Below are 16,711 nucleotides of genomic sequence, written 5' to 3' on the forward strand. Positions count from 1 at the left end.
ATATTACAAGAGAATCATTCAGGAAACCCCATGTCACATAAATTTTCATGGCTCCTGCTGTTGAGCCTGTGGCTGACAGCGTGCAATCAAACGCATGAAACCACCCTCGACAACGGCCTGCGGGTGATCGTGCACGAAGATCATCGTTCCCCCGTGGTGGTTTCGCAGATCTGGTACAAGGTCGGCAGCCAGGACGAGCCCAAGGGCCTCACCGGCATCTCGCACGTGCTCGAGCACATGATGTTCAAGGGCACGGCCAAACACAAACCCAACGAGTTTTCGCGCATCATCGCCGAGAACGGCGGGCGCGAAAATGCCTTCACCAGTTACGACTACACCGCCTACTTCCAGCAACTGGAAAAATCGCGTCTGCCGATCGCCTTCGAGCTCGAGGCCGACCGCATGCAGAATCTGGTCCTGACCGAGGAGGAGTTCGGCAAGGAGATCAAGGTGGTGATGGAAGAACGCCGCCTGCGTACCGAGGACCAGCCCGAGGCGCTGGCCAGTGAAAAATTCATGACCACCGCCTACGAAGCGCATCCCTACCGCAACCCGGTCATCGGCTGGATGGCGGACCTGCAATCCATGACGGTCAAGGACCTGCGCGACTGGTACGGCCGTTATTACACGCCCTCGAACGCCATCCTGGTTGTGACCGGAGACGTGCAACCGAAGGAAGTGTTCGCGCTGGCGCAGAAATATTTCGGGCCGGTACCCGCGCGCCCCCCGGCGAAGGTCGACGCCGTGACGGAACCGCCCCAGAAGAGCGAGCACCGCGCGCGCATCGCGCTGCCGGCGGAGGTGCCTTACCTGCTGATGGGCTGGCACGCGCCGGTGCATGCCTCGGCCGGGCATGGCGACATCGCGGAATGGGAGCCTTACGCCTTGAGCGTTCTGGGAGGCGTGCTCGACGGCGGGCGGGCGGCGCGTTTCGAACGCGAGCTGGTGCGCGAGAACAAGATCGCGTCCAGCATCGACCTGGATTATTCGGCTGTCTCGCGCTCTCCCGCCATGTTGCTGATCGAGGCCACGCCGGCCAACGGACACACCGCCGAGGAACTGGAACAGGCCATCCGCGCCCGGATCGGACGCGTACGGGACGAACCGGTATCGGCCGAAGAACTGAAGCGCGTGAAGGCGCAGGTGGTGGCGAGCAATGTTTATTCGCGCGACTCGGTGTTCTATCAGGGCATGCAGATCGGACGTTTGGCGGCGGTCGGCCTCGACTGGCGCCTGCTCGATGACTACGTGAAAAATCTCAATGCGGTGACGGCGGAACAGGTGCAGACGGTGGCGCGCAAATACCTCGTGGACACGAACCTCACGGTCACCATTCTCGACCCGCAACCGATGGACAAGAACAAGCCGCGTCCCGCCCCGCGCATGGGAGGCAGCCATGTTCGATAGAAATTGGATTTTCTTCCGACTCCCCCTCTCCCGCCTTCGCGGGAGAGGGCAAGGGGAGAGGGTGGCAAACACAGGGATAAGAAAGTGTCTCAAGGCATCGATACTGGTGCTTTGTCTTCTCGCCTTCGTTCCTCAGGCCTTCGCCGGCCCCAAAATCCAGCACTGGACCCTGGGGAACGGCGCACGCGTCTTTTTCGTCGAAAGCCGCGAGTTGCCCATGTTGCAAGTGCGCGTGGTGTTCGACGCCGGTTCCAGCCGTGATCCCGCGGGTAAGGCGGGCCTGGCCAACCTGATGGCCGCCATGCTGGATGAAGGCACCGACGGCCTTAGCACGGACGATATCGCCGGCCGTTTTGAGGGCGTGGGCGCTGAATTCAGCGCCGGTGTCGATCGCGACATGGCCAGCGTGAATCTGCGCAGCCTGTCGGACCCCAGCTTGCTCGACCCGGCGCTCGACCTGTTCGCGCAGATCCTGGCCAAGCCCGCGTTTCCGGCGGAAAACCTGGAACGCCTGCGGGCGCAGGTGCTGGTGGCGTTGCAGAAAGACGCGCAATCGCCGGGCGCAATCGCCGAGAAGGCGTTTTATCGCGAGCTCTACGGCAAGCACCCTTATGCCGGCGACCCGCCGGGGAACGAGAAAAGTCTCACATCGATCACACGCGAGGACCTGCTGGCTTTTCACCAGCGCCATTATGTCGGCGCCAATGCCTGGGTGGTGATCGTCGGTGACGCGAGCAGGCGCCAGGCACAGGGTATCGCCGAGCGTGTCGTCGCAAAACTGCCGGCCGGCAAGGCGCCGGATCCGTTGCCACCGGTGCGCATGCTCGACGCCGGCTGGCAGAAGCACGTGGATTTCCCCGCCACCCAGACCCACATCAACATGGGGCATCCGGGTGTGCAGCGCGGCGATCCGGATTATTTTCCGCTGTACGTGGGCAACTACATTCTCGGCGGCGGCGGGCTGGTGTCGCGCCTGTCGGTGGAGGTGCGCGAGAAGCACGGGCTGTCGTACAGCGTCTACAGCTATTTTTATCCCTTGCGTCTGCCCGGTCCATTGTTCATCGGCCTGCAAACGAAAAACACCCAGCGCGATCAGGCGCTCAAGCTGGTGCGCCAGGTCATTGCGGATTTTGTCGCCAAGGGTCCGACGGACCAGGAGCTGGAGGCCGCGAAGAGACACCTCACCGGCAGCTTCCCGTTGCGGCTCGACAGCGACGGCAAGATCGCCGAAAACCTGGCGGTGATCGCCTTCTACGGCCTGCCGCTCACGTATCTCGATGAATTCATTCCGCGTATCGAGGCCGTGACGGCAGAGCAGATCCGTGACGCCTTCCGGCGTCGCGTGCATCCGGATCAAATGGTGACGGTGACCGTCGGTGGCGCGCGCTGAGCGCAAGCGCGCGCGCCGCATGCCGGCCGCGCCCGCCGCCGGACCGAAGACAGTTTCCGCAAAACCCAAGTCATCCTATCCGCGCAAGCTGCGCATCATCGGCGGGCGCTGGCGCGGGCGGCGCCTCGACGTTTCCGAATCGGAGGGTTTGCGCCCCACGCCCGATCGCGTGCGTGAAACGCTGTTCAACTGGCTGCAACCCTATATCGCGGGCGCCAGCTGCCTCGACCTGTTCGCCGGTACCGGCGCGCTGTGCCTGGAGGCGCTCTCGCGCGGCGCGGCGGGCGTGGTGATGATCGAAAAAGCTCCGCTTGTCGCGCAACGTTTGCGCCAGCACGTGGAACGGCTGGAGGCCACGGGGGCCGAGGTGGTGCTGGCCGATGCCGTGGATTTTCTGCGACGAACCCCGCGGGCATTCGATATCGTTTTTCTCGACCCGCCCTTCAAGAGCAATCTCATCGCCGACTGCGCGGCGCTGGTGGAGGCACACGGCTGGATCAGGCCCGGTGGGCTGATTTATGTCGAGGCGCCGAGCCGGATGAGTGAACTGGCGTTGCCGGCGACATGGGAGCTGATTCGCAGCAAAAAGGCCGGGCAGGTGGGGTATCATCTGGCGCGAAAGACCGCATGAGCCCTGGGTGTTCTTGATTTCCGTCAATGAGGCGGCTATTGGCAATGATAAGCTTGGTTCCATTCCGAGGGGCTGAATGAAAGTCGTCGCGCTGTATCCCGGCACGTTTGACCCGATCACCAACGGCCACACGGATCTGGTGCGCCGCGCCGCGCGCCTGTTCGACGAGGTGATCATCGCGGTGGCGGCGAATCCGCAGAAGCAGCCGCTGTTCAACCTTTCGGAACGCGTGGAATTGGCGCGCACGGTGCTGGCTGACGTCAAGGGCGTAAGCGTCACCGGTTTCGACAACCTGCTGGTCGATTGCGTGCGGCAGCACAAGGCCAACGTGATCCTGCGCGGATTGCGGGCAGCGTCGGATTTCGAGTACGAATTCCAGCTCGCGGGCATGAACCGGCGCCTGGCGCCGGAAGTGGAAACGGTGTTCATGACGCCGTCGGAGCAGGAGATGTTCATCTCGGCCTCGCTGGTGAAGGAGATCGCCCTGCTGGGCGGCAACGTGTCGCAATTCGTGGACGCGCGCGTGGCGGCTGCGATGGTGGCGAAAATACGTTAAGATGACAGTGTTTTAACCGTATATTTAACAGGTATTTTATGTCTTTGCTGATTACCGACGAGTGCATCAATTGCGACGTGTGCGAGCCCGAGTGCCCCAACGGCGCGATTACCCAGGGCGAGGAGATCTACCAGATCAACCCCGACCTCTGCACCGAATGTGTCGGCCACTACGAGACCTCCCAGTGCGTGGACGTCTGCCCGGTGGATTGCATCATTCCCGATCCCCATCACGCGGAATCCAAGGACCAGCTGCAATTGAAATATCAGGCGCTGATCCTGAAGACGGCGTAATTGGATTTTTTGTTTTTCGAAAAGGGCGGCCATGAGCCGCCTTTTTATTTTGGGTTTTATTTATATCGAGCGGACTCCGTCTCTATAACTTGCTGTCATTCCCGCGATAGTGCTCTTTGTCGTCATTCCGGCGAAAGCCGGAATCCAGGAAATAAATACTCGAGCGGGCTGCGCCCGCGTTATTTGAATCTGGGATGCTCCGCCCCCGACCCAGGGTGACTTTCTTTGCTCGTGCAAAGAAAGTCACCAAAGAAACACGTGGCCCCGGAGCGCGCGACAGCCCCCTCCGTTCCTCGCCCGAGCGGGCGCTCGCCAACTCGTCGGCCGCATAAAACGCGGCTCGACTCAAACAGGGGCTCGCTTGAAAGCTCCCGCTCGGGCTGCGGTACTCGGCGCGCGCTACGGGGCCTAAAAAACCTCCCTATAAGTGGCTTCCCTGCAAACGATGAGCTGGGTGTTGAAAAAATCTCCGCGTATCGGTCTGAGGTGGGTTGCTCACCTCCCCGTATGGCGCGCCCGAGCATCGCAGCCGGTCCCGGAGTAGTCGCGCGCCCCGTGTTCGAGCCCGAGGCGCGTTGTTTGCGCCCGGCGAGTTGAGGCGCGCGCCGGGACCGGTGAGAAGCGCAGGGGGTATTCGCGCCATCCGGGGTGTGTTTCTTTTGGTTACTTTTCTTTGCACAAGCAAAGAAAAGTAACCTGCCGTGGGTCAGCCACCCACAAGCAATACGCGGGAGAAGCCCGCTCCATAAATACGAACTGCGCGCTTCGCGCGCGATAGTTTAATATTCACCCATCATGTTCCATCTAACTCGCCTGCTAATCATTCTCCTGCTGTTGCCCCTGGCAACAACATATGCGGCGGAGCCGCGCCCGCCGCAAGCGGCCATCGCCAGCGCCCACCCGCTGGCGACCGGGGCCGGGCATGAAATCCTGGCGCGCGGCGGCAATGCCTTCGATGCCGCGGTCGCCGTCGCTGCGGCACTGGCTGTGGTCGAACCCTGGAATTCCGGTCTCGGCGGCGGCGGATTTTTCCTGCTGCATCGCGCGCGCGATGGCTTCGAGACCATGATCGACGCGCGCGAGCGCGCGCCGCTGACCGCGACGCGCGACATGTATCTGCGCGACGGCCGTCCGGTGCCCGCGCTTTCCATCGACGGCGCGCTCGCTGCCGGCATCCCCGGCACGCCGGCGGGGCTGGCGCACTTGGCCAAAAAATACGGAAAACTCGGTCTTGACCAGTCGCTGGCGCCCGCGATCCGTCTGGCACGCGACGGCTTTCCGGCAACGCCGGCGTATTCAAAAATTCTTCTGCGCCAGCACATGCGCCTGACCGACCAGTTTCCAGAAACCGCGCGCGCCTATCTGAAAGAAGAACTGATCCCGGCCCCGGGCGATATCGCGAAACAGCCGGAACTGGCGCAAACCCTCGAGCGTCTGGCGCAAAAGGGACAGGCCGGGTTTTATGCCGGAGTCACGGCCGAGCGCCTGGTGCAGGGCGTGCGCGCGGCAGGTGGCATCTGGAGCATGAAGGATCTCGCCGAATATCGCGTGATTGAACGCGCGCCGGTGCGCGGAACTTACCGCGGCGTCCGCGTGACCTCGGCGTCGCTGCCTTCGTCGGGCGGCGTGGTGCTGGTGCAGATGCTCAACCTGCTTCAGGGCTTCGATCTGGACAGCATGCCGAAGGCGCAGCGCGATCACACCGTGATCGAGGCCATGCGCCTGGCCTATCGCGACCGCGCGCGTCATCTCGGCGATCCGGATTTTGTGCGCGTGGACGCGGCGCGCCTGCTCGATCCCGCCTACATCGCCAAACTTCGGGACGAAATGCGCCGGCCGGAACCGGCATCTGTCGGTCCTCCCGCCAAGGCCGCGGGCGGGGGCGCGAATACCACCCATTTTTCAATCATCGACCGCGAGGGCAACCGCGTGGCCGCCACGCTGAGCCTGAACACGCCCTTCGGCTCCGGCTTCATGCCGCCCGGCACCGGGGTGGTGCTGAACAACGAGATGGATGATTTCGCCGTCAAGCCCGATGCCCCCAACACCTACGGCCTGGTGGGCGGCGAGGCCAATGCCATCGCGCCGGGCAAGCGGCCGTTGTCGAGCATGACGCCGACGTTTCTGGAAACCGACGACGCCATCGTCGTGCTCGGCACGCCCGGCGGCAGCCGCATCATCAGCATGGTCTTGCTCGCCACGCTCGAATTCGCGCACGGCCATGGCGGACCGAAAGAATGGATGAGCCTGCCGCGCTTCCACCACCAGTATCTGCCCGATGCGGTGACGCACGAGGCGCATGCCTTCGATGCCGGTGAGATGCGCGCATTGCAGGGCTTCGGGCACCGGCTCGATGCCGTGCGCGGCAGCTACGGCAACATGCAACTGGTGTCGTGGTACAAGAAAACCGGCAGGCTGGAAGCGGCTTCAGACCCGCGCGGCGAGGGCGGCGCGCAAGTCAAATAAACCGGATTTTCTATTCGAAGGTAAATCCCTTTTCCCGGAATAGGCGCAGGCAGATGTCCACCGCCTGCGGATCGTAAAGCACCCCGCGGTTCTGGCTGACCTCTTCCAGCGCGGCGTCCAGTCCGAGACTGGGGCGGTAGGGGCGGTGCGAGGCCATGGCTTCGACCACGTCGGCCACGGCCAGAATTCTCGCTTCCAGGCAAACCTCATCGCCTTTCAAACCTTGCGGGTAACCGGAGCCGTTCAGGCGCTCGTGGTGTTGCAGGATCATTTTCGCCACGTGCCAGGGAAACTCGATACCCTTGATGATCTCGTAACCCACCTGCGGGTGGGCCTTGATCAGATTGAATTCGGCCTCCGACAGTTTTCCGGGGCGGCTCAGAATTTCGGCCGGCACGTAGATCTTGCCGACGTCGTGGATCAGGCTGCCCATGTAGATGCCTTCGACGGCTTCCTGCGGCAAGTGCATATCCTGCGCGATCGCGTGCGCCAGTTTGGCGACCTGACGCTGGTGCCCGGCGGTGTAGGGGTCGCGCTTCTCCAGCGCCGAGCCGATGGCCTCGACGGTTTCGAGCAGGGCCTTCTGCATGCGCGCGGCGTTCTGCCGGTTTTCCTCCATGGCGTATTCGCGCTCGGCCTGGTTGCGCAAGGCGACGATGCCGTAGGTGAGGTCGTCGGCCAGTTCCATGAGCAGCTTGACCTCCTCCTCGTCGAAGGCGTCGGCCTCGGATGCGTAGATGGAGAGCACGCCCATGACCCGGTCGCCGTCACGCAACGGCAGGGCGGTGCACGAGAAGAAGCCGCGGCGCAGTGCCTCCTCGCGCGGCAGCAGCGCCGCCGAGGTTTCCTCGATATTGTGGATGCCCTGGCGGATGCCGGTGCGCACGGCCTCGCCGATGGGATTGCGCCCGAATTCGTCGTCGGCCCAGCTGAAGCGCAGCGCGTCGAGGAAGCCCGTCTCCGCGCCGGCAAAGGCCATGGGACGCACCGTTTTGTGCTCATCGTTTTCGGCGTAACCCACCCAGGCGAATCGGTAGCCTCCGGTATGCACGATCACCTGGCAGATGGCGGCGAGCAGCTCCTGTTCGTGCATGGCGTGCACCAGCGACTCGTTGCAGGCGCTCAGGGTTTTCAGGGCGCGATTGAGCTTGCGCAGCGATTCGTCGGCCGCGCGCATTTTTTCCTCGGCCAGCTTGCGCGCGGTGATGTCGCGCGCATTGACGACGACGCCGCTTACCGGGGATTCGTTGAGGAAATATTTTCCGACGCTTTCAAGATGGCGCCAGACGCCGTCCCTGTCCTTGAAGCGGTGTTCAACATGTTGTGCAACGCCGGGATTTTCTGCGGCACGTGCCAGTGCATTCTTTACCCGGGGAAGGTCATCGGGGTGAATCAGCGCGGATATATTCTGGCCGATCAGTTCGTCATCGCCGTATCCCAGCACGCGTCCGATTGACGGACTGGTGTAACGCACGCCCCCGTCACAGTCGAGCAGCGCGGTGATGTCCGAGGAATTCTCGATCATCGTGCGGAAGCGCGCCTCGCTGTTGCGCAGGGCCTGTTCCATGGCGCGCTGTTCGGTGATGTCAATGCCGGTGGCGAGCACGTATTGCACGCCCCCGTTCTCGCCGGTCAGGGCGGTATTGGACCAGCTAATCAGGCGGCGGCCACCATCCTTGGTACGCCAGTAATTTTCATGCTCGTTGGGGAACATGCCGCTGCGCAGGTTGTTGAAGACGGTGCGCACCGAATCCAGTTCCTCGGGCAGGAGCAGGATGTCCCAAACCGGCCTGTCCTGAACATCCGCGAAGGAATATCCGGTCGCTTCTTCGCAGGCGTGGTTGAACCGGATGATGCGGCCCTCGTGGTCGAGTACCAGCACCAGCGCGCCCAGCGTATCCATGACGGTCGCGGTGAAATCGCGTTCCTGCTTGAGCGATTTTTCCATGTGCCGGCGCTCGGTGACGTCGGTCATGATATGCAGCGAGGCGAGATATTCACCGGCGAGGTTACGGAGCGTAAAGAAACGACAACGGTATGTCTGTCCCGTCTCCAGCGTGAGATCTTCCTCCGCTGTATCCAGTTTTTCGGAGAGAATCAATCTGCAGCATGAAAGCGGCCCGTCGTGCAGCGGGAACATCTGCCAATATGGCCGGCCGATGACCTGCCTGATGTCCATGCCGGCCATTTCCGCATACGCGCGGTTGGCGCGTACGACGCGACCCTGGTGGTCATGCATGAAAATGGGATCGACGATGGCGTCGAAGATTTCCACCCAGCCATGGTGGATGTGCTCGATATGTTCTTCCCTGGTCGCCAGCGCGCGCAACTGGGAGGAGAGTGTGGCGCGGCTTTCATCGAGTTCGCGGATTTTGTGCTGCAGGTCGGCGATGCGGCCCTCGTAATCCAGCGTGCGGGCGCTCAGCGGGGCCGGGTCGCGCATACCGGCGCTCGCGCCCGCCGCGCGGCGCGCTCGCGCCACGCCGGGAGACTTGCGCCGGTCGTCATGTTCTGTGCCCTTGGCCCGTTTCATGGTCCCTTGAATTTCCGCCGTTGCGAGTAAAAAGCATGCAAGATTCCTGCCTTGATGACAGGTGACAGGCTTGCCGGCGTACTGGACGAAGGAACTTTGCCAAAGAGCCGACAGGGAGGAAAAAACCTGCCAAAACCCTGAATTTCAAGGATAGCCGCCGGGACAGCGACGGCAAGGAAGCGGTAACAGCCGAGTGAATTACTGCGGAATTGGTGGAATCAGGCGGATTCGTGAGCCGCGGCGCGCTCTTCCCCGGATTTATCGAAGTTGATGACCTGCATCACCGCCTGAACGCGGCTTTCCAGGTTCTTTTCCTGTTCGCGGATGCCGTCGCGAATCTGCTCCAGTTCCTGCACCCGCTCTTCGAGCGTGTCGCTCGCCTGGTGGATGCGCTTGATGGATTCGAGCCGCCGGCGCAATTGCACCTGGTGCTCGCGCACCTGCGATTCCATCGGCGACATGATGGTCTTGAGCCAGTTGTCGGCGTCGCGGTTGGCCATCTTGTAGATGGCGCGCACCTTGGCCACGGAGGATTCGAAGAATTTGCGCGTCAGCGCCCGTTGCTCGGTGAACACCAGCGACACGCCTTTCATGTACTGGTCGTGCCGGTCCTGCAGCCGCTTGATTTCGCGCAGGTAGCGCGTGACCGAGAAAGCGCCCGGCTTGATGTTGCCGAGGCCGTGCTCCTCCTGAAATTTCTTGTACACGCCTTCCATCATGGCCTTGATTTCCTGGGCCTGCTTGGCGGCCGCCTCCATGGTCTCGCGGGCGTGTTTGAAGAAATTGTCCATGCAGGTCGTGAGCCCGGCCGTGGTCAGACTGGTTTCCATTTCCTTCTTGGTCTGGGCGATCTGGGTGTCGAGGTTTTTCAGGTTCAGGTGCGTGTACAGCACGTTGGTCTGTTGCGAGAAAATGCTGCGCGTGGCCTGGAAGCGCTGCAGGCTCTTCTCGAAAACTTCCTTGTCGGCCTTGACCTTCTTCATCATGTGCTCGATGACGTCCATGTTCTTGCCCGACAGGCCGCCGAGTTCATCCATGTGCTCGTACACGTTCTTCGTGCGCTGCGATATGATCAGGCGCATGGCCTTGATGACGTCCTCCATGTCGCCGCTGATGTTGTCGCGCACGATCTCGCGCTTGGCCGGGACGATCTCGCTGCCGAGCGCCTGCTCCAGCGCCAGGATGCGCGAGCGTTCGAGGATTTTGTCATCCTTCTTGACCTTGCCCAGCAGCGCCTTCTGCGCCGATACCGGGAATACGTTTTGTTCCGGGATGGCGAGATGCTTCGCCGTATCGCGGATCTGGCGGTCGATTTCGCGATTCACTTCGTTCCAGTCGCGCAGCTCGTCCCACAGGCCGTCAATCTTGTTCAGCACCACCAGGCGGCCCTTGTTCGGGCTGTCCTTGCGCACGCCGATGTGGTCGTGCCACACGTCGATGTCGGATTTGGTCACGCCGGCGTCGGCGGCGAGAATGAACAGCACCGCGTGCGCCGACGGCAGCATGTTGAGCGTCAGTTCCGGCTCGGCTCCGAGGGCGTTGAGGCCGGGCGTGTCGAGAATGACCAGTCCCTGCTCCAGCAGCGGGTGCGGGATGTTGATGATGGCGTGACGCCATTTCGGGATTTCCACCAGGCCGTCCTCGGCGAGGCGCATGCCGGTCTGGGATTCCTCTTCGGCCACGTGGAAACCCATGGTCTGGGCCTCCTCGCGTGCGACGTGCTTGACCTCGGTGATGTGCTGCAGCGTCTGGATCATCTTGTCCGGTGACTTGGTGTCGAGCGACAGCACCTGCCACTCCTCCGGGAAGCCGCGGAACTCGGTGATGGTGGTGCCGGTCTTGCGGGTTTCGATCGGCAGCAGGCGCAGGCTCGGCTCGCTGCCGTGTTCGTACATGACTTCGGTCGGGCACATGGTGGTGCGGCCGGCGCTCGACGGCAGAATACGCTGCCCGAAGTTGGCGAAGAAAATGGCGTTGATCAGTTCGGACTTGCCGCGCGAGAACTCGGCCACGAAGGCGACATAGAGTTTGTCGTCGCGCAGCGTGGACAGCACGTGTTCGAGACGCTGATCGACCTGGGTATCGCTCAATTCCTGCTGTTGCAGCCAGGACTTGAGTTCGGTGACAGCGGTGGCCAGCGACTGGCGCCAGCTGCTGTAGGCCTCGAAATGCTGTTCCAGATTCCGGGTTGGATTGGCGGACTGCATCCTAGAAATATAGATTCCCTTTCGGGAAACTCCTCCCTTTTGGCCTGATTTTTCGCACTTTTTCGGGGCCTGCTGGCTGCACAATGCGAAAAACCAAGCCCATTCAACAGGTTCGCTAAGTTACATACCTTGATACCTTAAGTCTAGCCTAGCTCTGACATTTTGGGCAGAAAAACGCGCTGCGCTGCCCCAACCGTTTCGCTTTGATGGCCGTGCCGCAAACTAGGCAGCGCTCGCCGCCACGCCCATAGACATTCAGCGACAGCTGAAAATATCCGGGTTCGCCGCGGCCGTTACGGAAGTCGCGCAGGGTGGTGCCGCCGGCTTTCAGGGCGCGGTTCAGCGTTGCCCGAATGGCCTGGGTCAGCCGCGCATACTGGTCCTTGCTGATACGCCCGGCCGCGCGCATGGGGCGCAGGCCGGCGGCGAACAGCGCCTCGTTGGCGTAGATGTTGCCGATTCCGGCCAGCACCCGGCTGTCGAGCAGGAAATCGCGGATGGCGCGTTTGCGCCGGCGGGATTTTACGAACAGGTGATCGCCGCTGAAATCCGCCGCCAGGGGTTCAGGACCGAGATCGCGCAGCAGCTTGTGTTTTTGCGGGTCGTCACGAGTCCACAGCAGGCAACCGAAGCGGCGCGGATCGTGCAGGCGCAGGCAATCGCCGTTGTCGAGCACGATGTCCACATGGTCATGGATGTTCGCCGCTTGCGTGCAGGGCGCGACGCGCAGGCTGCCGGACATGCCGAGATGGAGAATCGCCGCGCCGGCGTCGGTGGCGAATAACAGATATTTTCCGCGGCGCGTGACCGAGCGAATCGTCTGTCCGGAAAATTCCTGCACCAGTTTCGGCGTCACGCGCCAGCGCAGCGCCGGGTTGCGCACCACCAGCCGGACCACGGTGCGGCCGACCGTGTGCGGTTCGATGCCGCGGCGAGTGGTTTCAACTTCAGGGAGTTCCGGCATTATTTATATGAAAATGAAACCGCAGATGAACGCTGATTAACGCAGATTGGAAGCAAAGGTGGTTTTTAAATCTGCGTTCATCTGCGGTTACAAATTATTACTGTAAAGAAATGCTCAACAGGCGCTTGCCAGCGTCTTCGGTCAAGTGGTATTCCAGATTTTCATCCTGGCGGTACAGAACGAAATCCGGTTTGTAGGCAAGTATGCCGAGCGCCAATTTTTCGGTTTTGTCGTCGCGTATCGTAGTGACTTCGATCCGGTCGAGAATCTCCTTGCCCGAATATTTCTCGACGCCGAGGGCGCGCGCGTTCTGCCACTCGGCGGCGAACTCGTTGAGCCGGTCCGAGGTCAGCCGCTTGTCCGGCGGCTGTTTGTGCCACGCGCCGTCTTGTTGCGCCAGGGTGAAGTCGGGCAGCCTGATCGCGGTGAGCTTGCGTTGTTCTTCGAACAGACGGCTGTCGATGAAATTGGTATAGGGATAAACCGCGCTGGCCAGGTAATGGGCGGGGATCAGCACGATCTCGTTGTTGTGCAGGACATAGATCCGGTTGTTGAGCGGATGCAGGGAACCGAAGGCGATTTCCGCGTCACCGTAGCGTACGTGCGACCGCGGCCGATCCAGGCCGAATTTGGCGAGGTCCTGCCCGCCCGCGGAAAAGCGCGTCTCGCCCGGGGCCGCAAGAATGCGCAGCAGGCTCTCGACATTGAACGGGTTGGCGCGTGCCTGCACCGGGCCCGTGAGCCTCCATTCGGCGCCGGTTTTTTCCAGCGCGATGGCCGGGTGACCGGGCTGTTCAATGCTTACATGCGAAACGGTTTCGGCGGCGAGTGTCGTCAGTGGCGGGGTGGCCACGCCATTTTCCTGGCCGGCGCGATGCAGCGCGAGCCAGGCGAGCAGTCCGATCACTACCAACAGGGCGGCATTCAGCAGCCAGCGTTGTCGCAGACCCGATGGGCCGGCGGGAGGGGCCTGATTCTGTCCGGTTTCGCCGCTATTTTCGATGTCAGGCATGTGTGCCTTGCTTCAGCGCTTGCGCCGCCGCAGCCAGATCCAGACGCCGCTGCCGATCAGCGCGATCGGCAACAGCGCCAGGAATACCGCGACGATGGCGATCTGGCCACCGCGCGACAGATCCAGCGAGCGGTCACGCGCGGTTTTGACCGGAATATTGACGAAGGCGTCGTCCTGCGACAGCCAGTTGGTCAGGCTCATGCCGAGTTCGAGATTGCCGCCATTGGGCAGGTACGTATTCGCCAGAAAGTCGCCGTCGCCGACGACGATGACGCGTTGCTCGCGCTTGTTGTCCAGTGTGCGTGTCAGCGCCACGGCGAGGTTGAGCGGGCCACGGATGTCCCGGCCCTTGTTGAACTGGATCGGTCCGTCGAGCGGACCGGTCTCGGACCAGCTCGAGGGGCGCGTGTCCATTAGCACCGAACCCTGCCAACCCTCGGGGGCGCGGAGACTGATGCCGGCGGCCTGCGGAAACACCGTGTTCTCCCCGAAGCTGCGCACCACGGGATGCGAGCCGTATTTGGTGACCACGATCGCCGCCGCGTTGCCGGTGATATTTTCGGAGGTCGGGTCCACGATCACGCCCGGGTGGAATTCGATGCCGAGGCTTTCCGCCAGCGGTTCCAGCCCCAGCAGCAGGCCAGGGTCGTGCAACCACAGCAGGTTGCCGCCGCGATCGAGATAGTTCTGGATTTCCCTGACTTCACCCGCGAGCAGGCGCGTGCGCGGCCCGGCGATCACCAGAACCGTGGTGTTGTCCGGAATCCGCGGGTGCTCGCCGAGTGACAGCGTACGGGTCTGGAAGCCGCGGCTTCGCAGCTGTCCGGCCCAGGTGGAGAAATCGAAATTCGCCTGCTTGTCCGGGCTGCGTTCGCCATGCCCACTCAGGAATACCACCCAGCGCTCGCCGCGATGACCGAGACGCGTAAGCGCATTGGTGAAATTCTGTTCGTTGAACTGGCTCGGCGGCAGGTTTTCGCGCGCGTCGCCGTATTCAAACACCAGTTCGCCGTCGAATTGCACGCCGGCCTGGCGCACGCGCTCGGGCGCCGTGTCCGGGTCGACGAATTCCAGCGTGATGTCGGGTTTGTATTTCTGGTAACGCCCCACCATTTCCTGGATGAGCCGTCGGGCCTCGCCGCGCTGGCTGGCGAAGGCGGTGATCTTGAGCGGTTCCTTGAGCCGCTCCGTCACCGTCACGCTCGCCGGCGCCAGCGAGTGCCGGTGCATGCGGGTCCAGTCGAATTGCAGGTGGTATTCCTTCGCCAGCCATTGCAACAGCCCGACGGCCAGCAGGAACAGCACCACGAAACTGATATTCATCAGTCGCAATTGCCAGTGGGTTTTGGATGTGTGGTACATCGGTCAGATTCCGGATTCCATTTTTATCTCAGCCTCCGAGCCGGTCGGCATCCAGACGCCGGATGCTGAGCACGAGAAAGGTGGCAATGAGGAGGATGTGGTAGGCGGCGTCGGCGCTGTCGAAAATGCCTTCCAGGAAGGGCTTGTAGTGATTGAACAGCGACAGATACGCCAGCCAGTTGCCACCGGCGGTGCCATGCCCCGACCAGTCGAGTATCCAGAACAGGAGCAGCGCGCCGAAGCTGCTGATGGCCGCGACCGTGGTGTATTGCGTAAGCGTGGACATGAACAGTCCCACGGCCGCGAAACCCGCCAGCAGCAGCGCCAGACCGAGAAAGCCCGAGGCCATCAGGCCCAGGTCCAGGCTCGCGCCCGCCAGCAGGGACAGCGGCATCAGCGCGATCATGCCCAGCAGCACCAGCAGGAACAGCAGGATGCCGAGGTATTTTCCCAGCACGATCTCGGTCATCGACAGTGGCGCGCTGAACAGCAGCGCCAGCGTGCGGTTGCGCCGTTCCTCCGCCACCAGGCGCATGGTCAGCAGTGGCACCACCAGCAGCAGGATCACGGCGGCGTTGCCAAGCAGGTCGGGCAGCACGATTTCGGTCAGCCCCGGCGCGCTGTCCATCGCCATCAGCTGCGGCTGGTACAACTGGAACACCTCGAGCCGGCTCAGGAACAGGAAGCCGAGGATCAGCTGCACCACGGCGAGGATGGACCATGCCAGCGGCGACAGGAACAGCGACTTGAACTCGCGCAGGGCGACGGTCAGGATCATGTCGCCAGCTCTGCCGGGATGGCGGGCGTTTCATTTACGATGCCGTCCGCCACGCCCGTGGTCAGTTCCAGGAATATCTGCTCCAGCGACAGCCGTCCGGGGCGGATTTCATAGAGCCCCAGGTTGTTATCCACCGCCAGGCGCAGAATGTCATCCGTCGGATTTTTTTCGGGCTCGTGGAACACGTGCATGCGCCCCTCTTTTTCCAGCCGCACCGACTTCACCCCCGGCAGCTTTTCCAGGGCCGCCTGCGCCGGCGGGCGGTGGAAGGCGACGGTGAGCGAGGCCGATTTCATGTGGTGCTCCAGCCCTTCGATGCTTTCGTTCAATACCAGCTCGCCCTTGTTGATGATCTGCACGTGGTCGCAGGTGGCCTGCACTTCAGGCAGGATATGCGTGGACAGGATCACGCCATGTTCTTTTCCCAGCTCGCGGATGAGCGCGCGGATCTCGCGGATCTGGATCGGGTCGAGGCCGACCGTGGGTTCATCCAGGATCACCACCGGCGGCAGATGGATGATCGCCTGCGCGATGCCGACGCGCTGCTGGAAGCCCTTGGACAGGTTGCCAATCAGGCGCCGGCCGACGCCGTGCAGGCCGCAGCGTTCCTTGGCGTTGTCGCGTGCCTGCACGCGCCGCGCGCGCGGCACATGGTTCAGCGCCGCGCAGTAGTCGAGGTATTCATCCACCGTCAGCTCGCGGTACAGCGGCGGCTGTTCCGGCAGGTAGCCGATCTGGCTCTTGGCGGCGCGCGGGTCTTCGAGCAGGTCATGGCCGGCGATAGTGACGCTCCCGCCCGAGGGCGCGAGGTTGCCGCTGATGATCTGCATCGTCGTGGTTTTGCCGGCGCCGTTGGGGCCGAGGAAGCCGAGCACTTCGCCCTGCCGGATGGTGAAGCTGACGTCCCTGACCGCCTGTAACGCGCCGTAGAAACGCGAGAGATTCCTGATTTCGACCAGCGTGTTATGGCTCATCAAGCGTCAAAACCGGTGCTTTGGGTCCGTTCAAGCATGGGCCGCATTTAAGGGAGCGGGGGCGGGAATGTCAAATATACCTGTGGTTTGACATACCAGCGGGTTTTGGCGCAGAGTGACGCAGCCCGTAACGGTGGT

13 protein-coding genes are annotated in these 16,711 nt (G+C 62.4%); 6 read left to right on the plus strand and 7 right to left on the minus strand.

The annotated features are described in order from the left end of the window. Nucleotides 1-30: 30 nt before the first annotated feature. The 6 genes from SCL_RS03045 (at nt 31) to ggt (ending at nt 6,743) form a co-directional block, all read left to right on the plus strand. Nucleotides 31-1,407, plus strand: a complete 1,377-nt coding sequence (locus tag SCL_RS03045; protein WP_096359858.1) for a M16 family metallopeptidase — start codon at nt 31-33, stop codon at nt 1,405-1,407. A gap of 61 nt (nt 1,408-1,468) precedes the next feature. After that, nucleotides 1,469-2,797 carry a M16 family metallopeptidase gene (locus SCL_RS03050; protein ID WP_197702691.1) on the plus strand — a complete coding sequence of 443 codons (1,329 nt, stop codon included), beginning with the start codon at nt 1,469-1,471 and terminating at the stop codon, nt 2,795-2,797. A gap of 19 nt (nt 2,798-2,816) precedes the next feature. Continuing rightward, complete coding sequence (gene rsmD / locus SCL_RS03055; protein ID WP_096361812.1) at nt 2,817-3,428, plus strand: 16S rRNA (guanine(966)-N(2))-methyltransferase RsmD; 612 nt, start codon at nt 2,817-2,819, stop codon at nt 3,426-3,428. A gap of 76 nt (nt 3,429-3,504) precedes the next feature. Next, nucleotides 3,505-3,984 (plus strand): pantetheine-phosphate adenylyltransferase, encoded by a 480-nt coding sequence (gene coaD / locus SCL_RS03060; RefSeq protein WP_096359860.1) that lies wholly within the window; start codon nt 3,505-3,507, stop codon nt 3,982-3,984. Between the two features lie 38 nt (nt 3,985-4,022). Continuing rightward, entirely contained in the window at nt 4,023-4,277 is a 255-nt protein-coding gene (locus SCL_RS03065; protein ID WP_096359861.1) for a YfhL family 4Fe-4S dicluster ferredoxin, read from the plus strand. A 795-nt stretch (nt 4,278-5,072) separates the two neighbouring features. Then, nucleotides 5,073-6,743 (plus strand): gamma-glutamyltransferase, encoded by a 1,671-nt coding sequence (gene ggt, locus SCL_RS03070; RefSeq protein ID WP_096359862.1) that lies wholly within the window; start codon nt 5,073-5,075, stop codon nt 6,741-6,743. A 10-nt stretch (nt 6,744-6,753) separates the two neighbouring features. Here ggt and SCL_RS03075 read toward each other — a convergent pair whose 3' ends face one another. The 7 genes from SCL_RS03075 to SCL_RS03105 form a co-directional block, all read right to left on the minus strand. After that, on the minus strand, nt 6,754-9,276 hold the full coding sequence (locus SCL_RS03075; protein ID WP_096359863.1) for a PAS domain S-box protein: 2,523 nt from the start codon (nt 9,274-9,276) through the stop codon (nt 6,754-6,756). A gap of 218 nt (nt 9,277-9,494) precedes the next feature. Next, nucleotides 9,495-11,483 (minus strand): dynamin family protein, encoded by a 1,989-nt coding sequence (locus SCL_RS03080; protein ID WP_096359864.1) that lies wholly within the window; start codon nt 11,481-11,483, stop codon nt 9,495-9,497. A gap of 148 nt (nt 11,484-11,631) precedes the next feature. Next, complete coding sequence (gene mutM, locus SCL_RS03085) at nt 11,632-12,447, minus strand: bifunctional DNA-formamidopyrimidine glycosylase/DNA-(apurinic or apyrimidinic site) lyase (protein WP_096359865.1); 816 nt, start codon at nt 12,445-12,447, stop codon at nt 11,632-11,634. A gap of 97 nt (nt 12,448-12,544) precedes the next feature. Continuing rightward, nucleotides 12,545-13,459 (minus strand): DUF4340 domain-containing protein, encoded by a 915-nt coding sequence (locus SCL_RS03090; RefSeq protein WP_096359866.1) that lies wholly within the window; start codon nt 13,457-13,459, stop codon nt 12,545-12,547. Between the two features lie 12 nt (nt 13,460-13,471). Further along, on the minus strand, nt 13,472-14,821 hold the full coding sequence (locus SCL_RS03095; protein WP_096359867.1) for a GldG family protein: 1,350 nt from the start codon (nt 14,819-14,821) through the stop codon (nt 13,472-13,474). Between the two features lie 28 nt (nt 14,822-14,849). Next, nucleotides 14,850-15,599, minus strand: coding sequence for an ABC transporter permease subunit (locus SCL_RS03100; protein ID WP_096359868.1), 750 nt, complete (start codon nt 15,597-15,599; stop codon nt 14,850-14,852). Next, complete coding sequence (locus SCL_RS03105) at nt 15,596-16,573, minus strand: ABC transporter ATP-binding protein (RefSeq protein WP_096359869.1); 978 nt, start codon at nt 16,571-16,573, stop codon at nt 15,596-15,598. Before SCL_RS03105 ends, SCL_RS03100 begins: the two co-directional genes overlap by 4 nt. Nucleotides 16,574-16,711 lie beyond the last annotated feature (138 nt).

The organism is Sulfuricaulis limicola (assembly GCF_002355735.1).
GTDB lineage: Bacteria > Pseudomonadota > Gammaproteobacteria > Acidiferrobacterales > Sulfurifustaceae > Sulfuricaulis > Sulfuricaulis limicola.

Excerpts from the sequence above, each read along its gene's own strand:
- SCL_RS03090 (WP_096359866.1), bottom strand. The coding sequence starts at position 13,459 with ATGCCTGACATCGAAAATAGCGGCGAAACCGGACAGAATCAGGCCCCT.
- SCL_RS03080 (WP_096359864.1), bottom strand. The coding sequence starts at position 11,483 with ATGCAGTCCGCCAATCCAACCCGGAATCTGGAACAGCATTTCGAGGCC.
- ggt (WP_096359862.1), top strand. The coding sequence starts at position 5,073 with ATGTTCCATCTAACTCGCCTGCTAATCATTCTCCTGCTGTTGCCCCTG.
- rsmD (WP_096361812.1), top strand. The coding sequence starts at position 2,817 with ATGCCGGCCGCGCCCGCCGCCGGACCGAAGACAGTTTCCGCAAAACCC.
- mutM (WP_096359865.1), bottom strand. The coding sequence starts at position 12,447 with ATGCCGGAACTCCCTGAAGTTGAAACCACTCGCCGCGGCATCGAACCG.
- SCL_RS03065 (WP_096359861.1), top strand. The coding sequence starts at position 4,023 with ATGTCTTTGCTGATTACCGACGAGTGCATCAATTGCGACGTGTGCGAG.
- SCL_RS03095 (WP_096359867.1), bottom strand. The coding sequence starts at position 14,821 with ATGTACCACACATCCAAAACCCACTGGCAATTGCGACTGATGAATATC.
- SCL_RS03075 (WP_096359863.1), bottom strand. The coding sequence starts at position 9,276 with ATGAAACGGGCCAAGGGCACAGAACATGACGACCGGCGCAAGTCTCCC.
- SCL_RS03045 (WP_096359858.1), top strand. The coding sequence starts at position 31 with ATGTCACATAAATTTTCATGGCTCCTGCTGTTGAGCCTGTGGCTGACA.
- coaD (WP_096359860.1), top strand. The coding sequence starts at position 3,505 with ATGAAAGTCGTCGCGCTGTATCCCGGCACGTTTGACCCGATCACCAAC.
- SCL_RS03105 (WP_096359869.1), bottom strand. The coding sequence starts at position 16,573 with ATGAGCCATAACACGCTGGTCGAAATCAGGAATCTCTCGCGTTTCTAC.
- SCL_RS03100 (WP_096359868.1), bottom strand. The coding sequence starts at position 15,599 with ATGATCCTGACCGTCGCCCTGCGCGAGTTCAAGTCGCTGTTCCTGTCG.